This window comes from Kitasatospora sp. Root107, assembly GCF_001424875.1.
GTDB lineage: Bacteria > Actinomycetota > Actinomycetes > Streptomycetales > Streptomycetaceae > Kitasatospora.
Map to the genome: position 1 here is coordinate 113,667 of NZ_LMCT01000031.1, position 9,225 is coordinate 122,891.

Genomic DNA, 9,225 nt, shown 5'->3' on the forward strand with positions numbered 1-9,225 from the left:
GCGTGGCGATCCCCGGGGCCAGCGCGCCGGCCCCGGTCAGCTCCGCGGCCCGGTCGTCGTGGATGCACAGGCCCACCCCGCGATCCGCCAACTGGCCGCTGGTCCGCTCCAGCACCACCACCTCGGCAGCGCCCGCCCGGGCCGCCGCCGAAGCGAACGCGCAACCCGCGATACTCCCGCCGACCACCGCGACCCGGCCACCACGCATTGCCGCTCCTCCGTTGGACGCCCTGACTGCTCGTCACCCTACCGGCCTTCCCCCGCACGGCACTTGCGTACGCGCAGGGGGAGACCCGAACGAGTCAGGGCCATCCTCGGCGGCCCCGGTCGGGATCAGGCGGGTACCATCCGCAGGGCGCCCGGGCGCCAGCCGGTGAGGCGGTCGAGCGCGGCGGCGGTGGCCGGGTCGGCGGGCAGCTGGACGATCAGTCGCTGGTCGTCGTCGGCGGGCAGCTGGAGGGTCTCGTACGCCAACCGCAGCTCGCCCGCCTCCGGGTGCAGCAGCCGGTCGATCCCGGTGGCGTCCGGCAGCCCGGGCAGGGTGTCCAGCCGTGCGGTGAACTCCGCTCCTGCGGCGACCGTCAGTTCGTCCATCAGCGCCGCCACCTGTTGGTCCGCCCGGCCAGGTCCCTGCTTGAGGGCTGCCACCTGCTGGTCCGCCACCTTGTCCCAGTCCGGGTAGGCGGTCCTGGCCCGCCGGTCGGTGAAGACGTAGCGGGCCAGGCTCGGCTGTGCGCCGTCCAGCAGTCCGATCGGCTCCGCCAGCCGCCGGTAGCCGGCGGTGCAGGCCAGGATCTCGCCGAGGCGGTTGAGCAGCAGGGCGGGGGCTGGTTCGAGGTGGTCGAGCAGTGCCTGCACGGTGGGGCGGACGGTGCGGTTCGGAGCCGCGCCGCCCATACAGCTGAAGGCGCCGCCCACCGCCTTGCTCAGCCGGTGCAGGTGGACGCGTTCGCCCACGGTCAGCCGCAGTGCGTCGGCCAGCGCGGAGAGCACCTGCACGGACGGATGGCGGTCACGCCCCTGCTCCAGCCGGGTCACGTACTCGACGCTGACCCCGGCGAGCGTCGCCAGCTCGGCCCGGCGCAGCCCGGGGGTGCGGCGGCGCGGGCCGACGGCCAGCCCCGCATCGGCCGGTGCGACGGCCTCGCGGCGGGTGCGCAGGAACAGTCCCAACTCGTTGTCGCTCACCCGTCGAACGTAACAGCCGGACACCCACCGGATCGTGGCCCCCGCACTACCAGTCTTCGCCCGGTCTCCCTGACTCCGGCCGCAACCGGCAGGTTGGAGCCCACACCCCACTCGGGGTCACCTCGTCGAGTCCGTCCAGGAGCACAGTCATGACCAGTCAGCCGCTCAACCTCGCAGTGATCATCGGTAGCGTCCGCGACGGCCGGTTCGGACCGGTGGTCGCCCGCTGGTTCGCCCGGCAGGCCGAGCAGCACGGCCGGTTCACGGTGGACGTGATCGACCTCGCCGACACCCCCGTCCCACTCGAACTCCCCTCGGTGCCACCGGCGTTGCAGCCCGACCTGCCCCGCCCCGCCGAGATGGCCGAACTCACCCGGCGGCTCGCGGCGGCCGACGCCGTCGTCGTGGTCACGCCTGACTACAACCGAAGCTTCCCCGCCTCCCTGAAGGCCGCCATCGACTGGCACTACACCGAGTGGCGGGCCAAGCCGATCGGCTTCGTCGGCTACAGCGGCGCCAGCGGCGGCCTGCTCGCCATCGAGCAACTCCGGCAGGTCTTCAACGAGTTGCAGGCGCACACCGTTCGGGACTACGTCTCCTTCCCCCGCTACTACCTGCTGTTCGGCCCGGACGGGACGCTGCTGGAACCCGAAGGCCCGGACGCCGCAGCCAAGGTGATGCTCGACCAGCTGGACTGGTGGGGATCGGTCCTGCACGACGCCCGCCGAGACCGCCCGTACGCCTGATCGGCCCAGCGAGCGGCGTGCCCCGCCGTGCCGGTTACGGGTGGCTCGGTCATCCTGGGGCGATGACACACGCATCAGGGGAACCGTACGAGCACGGCCTCCGGCCCCCCGGGATCCCGGCACCGGAGGTGCCCGCTCCGTCAGCCCGGCGGCTGCCCCGGCCGGCCGGCAGCACCTGCTGCATCACCACGATGACCGAGCACGTCGCCCTGAACGGCACCGCGATCCGCACTCGCTGGCATGAGCCCCACTGCGCGACCTGGCGAGACGGCTGACCTGCCGCTCCCGTCCGCAACGTCAGGAGGTCGGACCGGGGAAGCGCGGGTTCAGCGTCCCTGGTTGCGCGGGTGCTGCCGGGCGGCGCGTTCGTTGCCGTGCTTGTAGTGGCCGGTCCAGCGGGCCATCACCAGTTGGGGGTTGCCCGCCTCGATCTCGGCGAGGAACTCCCCGGCGCGGGCGCCGCGCAGGGTCCCGGCGGGCTTGCGGTGATGGATGATCACCACCGTTCCGTCGGGGCGCTGCTGGTACTCGAATCCCGAAGGTGCGGGCATCTGCTGACTGCTCGTTTCGTGGCGCGTGCGGGGCGGACCGCCACAGCGTGTCGCGCGCCGTCGAGCTGGGCAAACAGTTTTCCGCCCCGGCCCAGGCGATAGGGTCGGGTCATGGCAACCGACGAGTCGAGCGTACGGGTGGACGCCTGGATCTGGTCCGTCCGGCTCACCAAGACCCGGTCCCTGGCCGCTGCCGAGTGCCGGGCCGGGCACGTGCGGATCAACGACGAACGGGTGAAGCCCGCGCAGGCCGTGCGCGAGGGCGATGTGGTCCGGCTGTTCCACGCCGGGCTGGAGCGGATCGTCACGGTCCGCAAACTGATCCGCAAGCGGGTCGGCGCCGAGGTGGCGGCCGAGTGCTACCGCGACGACACCCCGCCCCCGCCGCCGCGTGCGGAGGCCGAGATGGCGGGCATCCGGGACCGGGGCGCCGGGCGGCCGACCAAGCGCGACCGCCGGGACATGGAGCGACTGCGCGGACAGTAGGGAGCTTGCGCGGCCGGTGATCGCGAGGCCGCAGAATAGGGGCATGTCACGACGCACGAAGCCATCCCCGCGCCCCGCCGCCACCGCGACCTGCCCCTGCGGCCTTCCCGCCGCCTACCGGGAGTGCTGCGGCCGCCTGCACCGGGGCGAGCTGGCGGCCGGTACGGCCGAGCAGCTGATGCGCTCGCGGTACAGCGCGTTCGTGGTCGGTGACGAGGCGTACCTGCTGCGCACCTGGGCCGCCACCACCAGGCCGCCGTCGGTCGACTTCGACCTGGAGCTGCGCTGGCAGCGGCTGGAGGTGCTGGCGAGCACCGAGGGCGGGGCGTTCCACACCGAGGGCACGGTCACCTTCCGGGCGCACTTCGTGCACCAGGGCGAGCAGGGCGTGATGAGCGAGCGCAGCGCGTTCGCCCGGGAGAACGGCGCCTGGGTGTACCGGGACGCACTCGAACTGAGGGCGGCCGGTGCCAGGGGCGTGAGGTGCGAGGATGGCCGTCCCGCCAGCCGTAGGCGGGCCTCTCAGCCGACCGGCCGGGTGCTCATCCAGCACCGGTATCAGGGGCGATGCGAGCAGGCCCGACCCGCTGCGTACCCCGGCAGCCGGCAGCGGTGACCGCGTCTACTCTTCCCTCCCTCAGGAAGTTGCACCCTCATGCACGTCTCCGCCATACCCACGCGCGCCCTGGTGGCCGTGGGCTGCCTGACGCTGGCCGCGTGCGGCAGCGTCACCTCGGCCGCCCCGGGCTCGAAAACCGAGCTGCGCAACCGGCTGCCGCAGTCCGTCCGGGACTCCGGTGTCCTGAAGATCGCCTCCGACCTCAACTACCCGCCCGTCGACTTCAAGGCCGCCGACGGCACGGCGACCGGTCTTGACCCGGACCTGGCCGCCGCGCTCGGCTCCTTCCTCGGGCTGCGGGTCCAGTTCGTCGACCTGCCGTTCGCCGAGGTGCTTCCGGCCGTCCAGGACGGCAAGGTCGATCTGGCGATGTCCGCGGTGATCGACACCCGCCGCCGCCAGCAGGGCACCGACGAGACCGGCAACCGGATCGACCCCGGGGTCGACTTCGTCGACTACTTCGTCACCGGCACCTCGATCCTGGTGAAGCAGGGCAACCCGCTGGGCATCGGCTCACTGGACGACCTCTGTGGGCGGACCGTCGCCCTCCAGCGCGGCACCGTCCAGGACGAGATCGCCCAACTGCAGACCTCGGCCTGCACCAGGACCAACAAGCCGCTGCGGATCCACCGGCTGGACACCGACGACCAGGCCCTCGCCGAACTCGCCGCCGGTACGGCGGTCGCCGACCTGAACGACTACCCGGTCGCCGAGTACAACACCCGCACCGGCCGCGGCAAGGGCACCTTCCAGGTGACGGGCGGTCAGTTCCAGACCAGCCCGTACGGGATCACCGTGCGCAAGGACCGGGCCGCCCTGCGCGACGTGCTGGCCAAGGTCCTGGACCAGCTGATCCGCAACGGCGAGTACGACAAGGTGCTGGCGAAGTGGAACGTCCAGGGCGGCGCGGTCACCAGCGCCGTGATCAACGGGGGACGCTGAACCGCAGGACGCGGTCGTCCCCGGCCTGGGGGTGGCCGCGTCCGTCGGTGTTGCTGGTGGTCACCAGCAGCGTGCCGTCCCGGTCGGCCAGCACCGTGCGCAGCCGGCCGTACTGCCCGGTCAGATGGGCGGTCGGCGCACCGCCGTCCAGCGGGACCTGCCACAGCCGGGTGCCGCGCAGGGCCGCCATCCAGATCGCGCCGTCGGCGTAGGCGATCCCGGACGGCGACGCCTCGGCGGTGGTCCACTGGGCGTACGGATCGGTGAACCCCGACCGCCCGGCCTTGCCCTCGACGGTGGGCCAGCCGTAGTTGCCGCCCGGCTCGATCAGGTTGAGCTCGTCCCAGGTGTTCTGCCCGAACTCGGCTGCCCACAGCCGCCCTTGGCCGTCCCAGGCCAGGCCCTGCACGTTGCGGTGGCCGAGGCTGAACACCACCGAGCCGGGGAACGGGTTGCCGGGCGCGGGCGCACCCTCCGGGGTCATCCGGAGGATCTTGCCGCCGAGCGAGGCCCGGTCCTGGGCGAGCGCACTGCGGCCCGTCTCGCCGGTGCCCGCGTACAGCATGCCGTCCGGGCCGAACGCGATCCGGCCGCCGTCGTGGTTGCTGCCCTTCGGGATACCGGTCAACACCGCCTGTGGGTCGGCGAGTTGTCCGTCCTGGTAGCGCATCCGGACGATCCGGTTGTCCTGCTCGGCGGTGAAGTACAGGTAGACCAGCCGGTCCGTGGCGAACCCCGGCGACAGCGCCAGCCCGAGCAGCCCGCCCTCGCCGCCGGGCCGTACCCCGGGGACGGCGCCGAGATCCACTCGCGGCCCGCCCGGGAGCGGGACCCGGGTGATCCGCCCCTCGTCCCGCGAGCCCACCAGCAGGTCGCCGTCCGGGAGCTGGACCACGCCCCAGGGTGTGTCCAGTCCCCCGGCCACGGTGCCGACCGCCGGGCTGTTCGCCGGGCCGCTCGTGGCCGGGCCCTCCACCGCAGGACCGACGGCCCCGCAGGCGGTCAGCAGCAGGGCTGCCAGCAGAACGGCGACGGGTGCGGCTCTCACGGCGACCTCCGGTGGCATCTTCCCTTCCAGCACACCACATCCTCAGACGCAGCACATCGGGCGCTACTTCGGGACGGCGGCCAGCCCGGTGCAGCCGCGCAGCCCGTCCCGGCGCTTCAGCGAAGCGGTCGCGACGGCGCCGGTCTCCGGGGCGGGGACGCCCTGGGAGTTGACCTGGGCCGGAGTGAAGACCTCGCCGGTGACCTTGCCCTCGCCGGTCAGGGTGAGGGTGGTGACGCCGGTCTCGTTGGAGTTGGCGTAGCTGGAGGTGCCGTACCAGAGGAAGTTGCCGAATCCGTAGGCGACATAGGTGTCACCGAGCATGCCCGCACCGAGCATCGTGTGGGCGTGGGTGCCGACCACCGCCGAGGCACCGGCACCTGCGAGCCGCTTGGCCAGAGTGGTCTGCGCGCCGGTCGGACAGGCCACGCCCTCCTCGCCCCAGTGCAGGTAGACGATCACCACCGGGGCCTGGGTCTTGGCCTTCTGCACCGCCTTGACCAGCGCGTCCGCCTCCAGCGCCGAGGCGATGCCGGGCTTGTCGGCGCCGGCCCGCCACTTCTGGTTGGTCAGGTCGACCACCTGGCTCGCCCCGAGCACCGCGACCTTGACCCCCTTCACGTCCGCCACGTGGGCCGCGAACGCCTCCTCGGCGTTCTTGCCGAAGCCCACCACGGGTATCGGCGAACTCGCCTTCGCCGCAAGGGTGTCGGCCAGGCCGGACGGACCGAAGTCGACGGCGTGGTTGTTGGCCAGCGAGACGATGTCCACGCCGGAGTCCTGGAGCACCTTGAGCGAACTGGCCGGCGTCCTGAAGGTGTACGTCTTCGGCTCCGGCGCGCCCCGCTCGGTGATCGCGGTCTCCAGGTTGAGCACCGAGAGGTCGGCGGCCGCCAGCGTCCTGGAGATCGGTCCGAGCGCCTGCTCGGGTGCCTTGACGTTGAGCCGGGCCTCGGTCCGGCCCTCGAAGTGCACGTCGCCCGCGAAGGCGATCGTGATGGTCGCCGCCGGGTTGCCGGCCGCCGGCTGCGACGGTGCTGCCGAACCACCCGTCGCCGCCGGGGATCCGGACGTACCCCTGTCCACGTGGTCCGCGGCTCTGGAGGGCGGTTCGCTGCCGCACGAGACGAGGCAGGACAGGCTGACCAGCAGTACGGCAGCGGACACGGCGCGGCGCATTGGATTTCCCCCGGAGTCGATGTGGCAGAGAGACTACCGACACGCCCCACAGGTTCTCCATGCCCCCTCCACAAATACGGAGGGAAGGACTCCGGATCCACTCCGCCTTCACATCGGCAGCGAGCGCAGCCGCACCGCACCGGCCGGCCACTCCACTCCCTCGCGCAGGGGCGTCCACATCGTGCACAGCGGCATCACCACGACCCCGCCGGGCTGCTCGACCTCGACCTCGCCCGCCACCGGCTGCCAGCCCAGTCGTCGGTACACCGGGGCGATCTGCGGTCGGCAGAACAGCAGCCCGTACGGCGGCCCCGCCGTCCTGGCATGCTCGAGGGCCGCCCCCACCACCGCCCGGGCCAGCCCGCGCCCGCGCAGGTCGGCGGCGACCGCCACCCCGCCGACGCCCATCACCTCCGTCTCCAGCTCGCCGATGGCTATCGGCAGCCGCAGCAGGCCGGTGTGCGCGACCAGGCGCCCGTCCAGCCGGATGCCGAAGTGCTCCTCCTTGGGCAGCCAGGTCAGTCCGAGGTGGGCGACGCCGAACGCGTCCGTGGTGTCGCCGAGGATCTCGGCCTTGTCGTCCTCCGTGTACCGAGCGAGCCGGACCGGGGCGGGCGGAAGCTGATGATCAGTCATCCCGACATGATCCCCTTCACCGCCGCCGCCCGACAACGGGGCCGTGGTGCCCCGGATAGGGTGAGCGGATGTCCCTGCTCAGCCTGCACGACAAGGCCGTTCTGGCCGCCCGTCTCGGGCGTGACCCGGCGCTCCATCAGATGGAACTCGGCGATCTCGACGACCTGTTGTGGCCGCACACCACCTGGTACGCGCTCGGCGACGACGGCCCGGTGGCCCTGCTGTACAACGTCGGTGAGCCGCCCACCCTGCTCGGGCTCGTCCGCCCCGAACAGGCCGCCGAATCGCGGGCACTCGCGAGCGCGCTGCTGCCCGTACTGCCGCGCCGCTTCCTCGCCCATCTGTCGGCGGACTCGCTCCAAGTCCTGTCCACCGCCTACGCGGTGAAGAGCCACGGCACGCTGCGGCGGATGGTGCTCACCGACCCCACGCCGGCCGACCGGCACCCGGTCGGCGACTGGCGGCCCCGCCCGCTGAGCCGGGCCGATCTGCCGGAGCTGGCCGCCCTGTTCGCGGCGAGCTACCCGGGCAACTGGTTCGACGAGCGGATGCTCGACACCGGCCACTACCTGGGCGCCCGGGACGACTCCGGCAGCCTGGTCGCGGTCGCCGGCGTACACGTCCACTCCCCTGCTCACCGAGTGGCCGCCCTCGGCAACGTGACCACCCATCCGGGCGGCCGCCGCCTGCGTCGCCGAGCTCTGCCGGCTGCTGGCCGGCACCGTCGACCACATCGGGCTCAACGTCCGCGCCGACAACACCACCGCCATCCGGCTCTACGAGCGCCTCGGCTTCACCTCGGTGCTGGACTTCGAGGAAGCCACCCTCACCGCCCTCTGACCCGGCGGGCGGGCGTCAGCCGGCCCGACGGCGCCATAGCGACCCGGCAGCAGTCACCCAGGTGCCGGCTGCGCCACGGGAGCCGCAGGCGTGGTAACCGGCGCGGGCTGCACCTCGGGGGCGGCTGCGGACACCTCCACCACCGGACCCTCGGGCTCCGACCCCTCCGGCGGCGCCGGCGGCTCCTGGAAGCGCTCGGCGAGTCCCCGGAGCAGGCGCGCGTATGCTTCGCGTTGGGGCGTCCGGGGCTCGACCCGCCCCTTCTCCCAGGTCCAAATGGTCTCGCGTTTCACCTGCAGGGCGTCCGCGATCTGCTGCTGGGTCAACCGGGCGGCTCTGCGCAGGCGGGCCCGCTCCGCAGGGGGAGGCAGCTCCTCGGCTTTCGCGAGCAGCGCGTCCACTGCTTGGAACAACGACCCCGGTTCCGTCATCAAGCCACCTCCGCGCAGTACCCTAGCCTCGATGTCACTACGGATCTAACACCCACGCCGGTGCTGCCGGCGGAGTCCTTTCGGCCATTAGGCGCAATACCGTGGTCCACGTCACGTAATTCGATCCGTAACGGATCGACCTGCCCCGCGATGAACGGGGAGGTGTTGTCGCGCGGGAACGAGTTCCCGTACCGCGTTGTCCCACTCCCCCTTGTGAGAGGCTCCTCGTGTCGCTCAGCTCGACCAGCAGGGTTTCCGTCGCCGAGAAGAAGCGTCCCGTCAAGCGGGCGGCAGCCAAGGCTGCGGTGGCCGCTCCACAGTCCACACCCTCGTCGGAGGACGGCGGCGACTGGGAGGACGACAAGGAGCAGGCCGCCGCCGAGCCCGAGGAGCAGGAGGGCGGGGTCTTCGTCCTGTCCGACCGGGACGACGACGACGCGCCCGCTCAGCAGGTGGCCACGGCCGGTGCCACCGCCGACCCGGTCAAGGACTACCTGAAGCAGATCGGCAAGGTCCCGCTGCTCAACGCCGAGCAGGAGGTCGAGCTCGCCAAGCGGAT

General features: G+C 72.4%; 11 protein-coding genes and 3 pseudogenes. 6 read left to right on the plus strand and 8 right to left on the minus strand.

Features of this window, described 5'->3' with window-relative positions; translation table 11 throughout:
- Window positions 1-208, minus strand: a pseudogene (locus ASC99_RS41130) (monooxygenase); the annotation flags it as partial.
- A gap of 125 nt (window positions 209-333) precedes the next feature.
- The gene (locus tag ASC99_RS25175; RefSeq protein ID WP_057236017.1) at window positions 334-1,188 is read right to left on the minus strand and encodes a helix-turn-helix domain-containing protein; all 855 of its coding nucleotides are present in this window, start codon (window positions 1,186-1,188) and stop codon (window positions 334-336) included.
- A 149-nt stretch (window positions 1,189-1,337) separates the two neighbouring features.
- Here ASC99_RS25175 and ASC99_RS25180 point away from each other — a divergent pair, with 149 nt between their 5' ends.
- A complete protein-coding gene (locus ASC99_RS25180) occupies window positions 1,338-1,934 on the plus strand; it encodes an NADPH-dependent FMN reductase (RefSeq protein ID WP_057236020.1) in 597 nt (198 codons plus the stop codon).
- A gap of 326 nt (window positions 1,935-2,260) precedes the next feature.
- Here ASC99_RS25180 and ASC99_RS25185 read toward each other — a convergent pair whose 3' ends face one another.
- Window positions 2,261-2,485: a hypothetical protein gene (locus tag ASC99_RS25185; RefSeq protein WP_057236022.1), complete on the minus strand. Its 225-nt coding sequence runs from the start codon at window positions 2,483-2,485 to the stop codon at window positions 2,261-2,263.
- A gap of 111 nt (window positions 2,486-2,596) precedes the next feature.
- Here ASC99_RS25185 and ASC99_RS25190 point away from each other — a divergent pair, with 111 nt between their 5' ends.
- From ASC99_RS25190 to ASC99_RS25200, 3 genes and pseudogenes are all read left to right on the plus strand, one after another.
- Window positions 2,597-2,971, plus strand: coding sequence for an RNA-binding S4 domain-containing protein (locus ASC99_RS25190; RefSeq protein WP_057236025.1), 375 nt, complete (start codon window positions 2,597-2,599; stop codon window positions 2,969-2,971).
- 43 nt (window positions 2,972-3,014) lie between these two features.
- Window positions 3,015-3,422, plus strand: a pseudogene (locus ASC99_RS25195) (YchJ family protein); the annotation flags it as partial.
- A 204-nt stretch (window positions 3,423-3,626) separates the two neighbouring features.
- Window positions 3,627-4,532 carry an ABC transporter substrate-binding protein gene (locus ASC99_RS25200; RefSeq protein WP_057236028.1) on the plus strand — a complete coding sequence of 302 codons (906 nt, stop codon included), beginning with the start codon at window positions 3,627-3,629 and terminating at the stop codon, window positions 4,530-4,532.
- Here the strand turns inward: ASC99_RS25200 and ASC99_RS25205 are convergent.
- The 4 genes from ASC99_RS25205 to ASC99_RS41135 form a co-directional block, all read right to left on the minus strand.
- Complete coding sequence (locus ASC99_RS25205) at window positions 4,516-5,598, minus strand: sorbosone dehydrogenase family protein (RefSeq protein ID WP_057236075.1); 1,083 nt, start codon at window positions 5,596-5,598, stop codon at window positions 4,516-4,518. The two genes, ASC99_RS25200 and ASC99_RS25205, sit on opposite strands and share 17 nt — an antisense overlap.
- 45 nt (window positions 5,599-5,643) lie before the next feature.
- Window positions 5,644-6,759, minus strand: a complete 1,116-nt coding sequence (locus ASC99_RS25210) for a CapA family protein (protein ID WP_057236030.1) — start codon at window positions 6,757-6,759, stop codon at window positions 5,644-5,646.
- Between the two features lie 108 nt (window positions 6,760-6,867).
- The gene (locus ASC99_RS25215; RefSeq protein WP_057236032.1) at window positions 6,868-7,395 is read right to left on the minus strand and encodes a GNAT family N-acetyltransferase; all 528 of its coding nucleotides are present in this window, start codon (window positions 7,393-7,395) and stop codon (window positions 6,868-6,870) included.
- A complete protein-coding gene (locus tag ASC99_RS41135) occupies window positions 7,392-8,165 on the minus strand; it encodes a hypothetical protein (protein ID WP_057236035.1) in 774 nt (257 codons plus the stop codon). The genes ASC99_RS25215 and ASC99_RS41135 overlap by 4 nt, the downstream gene beginning before the upstream one ends.
- Here ASC99_RS41135 and ASC99_RS42235 point away from each other — a divergent pair.
- The gene (locus ASC99_RS42235) at window positions 8,128-8,235 is read left to right on the plus strand and encodes a GNAT family N-acetyltransferase (RefSeq protein ID WP_369825166.1); all 108 of its coding nucleotides are present in this window, start codon (window positions 8,128-8,130) and stop codon (window positions 8,233-8,235) included. The two genes, ASC99_RS41135 and ASC99_RS42235, sit on opposite strands and share 38 nt — an antisense overlap.
- Window positions 8,236-8,288: 53 nt before the next feature.
- On the opposite strand, the gene ASC99_RS42240 is transcribed toward ASC99_RS42235, so the two are convergent.
- Window positions 8,289-8,666 carry a helix-turn-helix transcriptional regulator gene (locus tag ASC99_RS42240; protein ID WP_057236038.1) on the minus strand — a complete coding sequence of 126 codons (378 nt, stop codon included), beginning with the start codon at window positions 8,664-8,666 and terminating at the stop codon, window positions 8,289-8,291.
- A 374-nt stretch (window positions 8,667-9,040) separates the two neighbouring features.
- Here ASC99_RS42240 and ASC99_RS42245 point away from each other — a divergent pair.
- Window positions 9,041-9,225 (plus strand): annotated as a pseudogene (locus ASC99_RS42245) (sigma-70 factor domain-containing protein); the annotation flags it as partial.

Excerpts from the sequence above, each read along its gene's own strand:
- ASC99_RS41135 (WP_057236035.1), bottom strand. The coding sequence starts at position 8,165 with ATGGCGGTGGTGTTGTCGGCGCGGACGTTGAGCCCGATGTGGTCGACG.
- ASC99_RS25190 (WP_057236025.1), top strand. The coding sequence starts at position 2,597 with ATGGCAACCGACGAGTCGAGCGTACGGGTGGACGCCTGGATCTGGTCC.
- ASC99_RS25180 (WP_057236020.1), top strand. The coding sequence starts at position 1,338 with ATGACCAGTCAGCCGCTCAACCTCGCAGTGATCATCGGTAGCGTCCGC.
- ASC99_RS25205 (WP_057236075.1), bottom strand. The coding sequence starts at position 5,598 with ATGCCACCGGAGGTCGCCGTGAGAGCCGCACCCGTCGCCGTTCTGCTG.
- ASC99_RS25210 (WP_057236030.1), bottom strand. The coding sequence starts at position 6,759 with ATGCGCCGCGCCGTGTCCGCTGCCGTACTGCTGGTCAGCCTGTCCTGC.
- ASC99_RS25215 (WP_057236032.1), bottom strand. The coding sequence starts at position 7,395 with ATGACTGATCATCAGCTTCCGCCCGCCCCGGTCCGGCTCGCTCGGTAC.
- ASC99_RS42240 (WP_057236038.1), bottom strand. The coding sequence starts at position 8,666 with ATGACGGAACCGGGGTCGTTGTTCCAAGCAGTGGACGCGCTGCTCGCG.
- ASC99_RS25200 (WP_057236028.1), top strand. The coding sequence starts at position 3,627 with ATGCACGTCTCCGCCATACCCACGCGCGCCCTGGTGGCCGTGGGCTGC.
- ASC99_RS25185 (WP_057236022.1), bottom strand. The coding sequence starts at position 2,485 with ATGCCCGCACCTTCGGGATTCGAGTACCAGCAGCGCCCCGACGGAACG.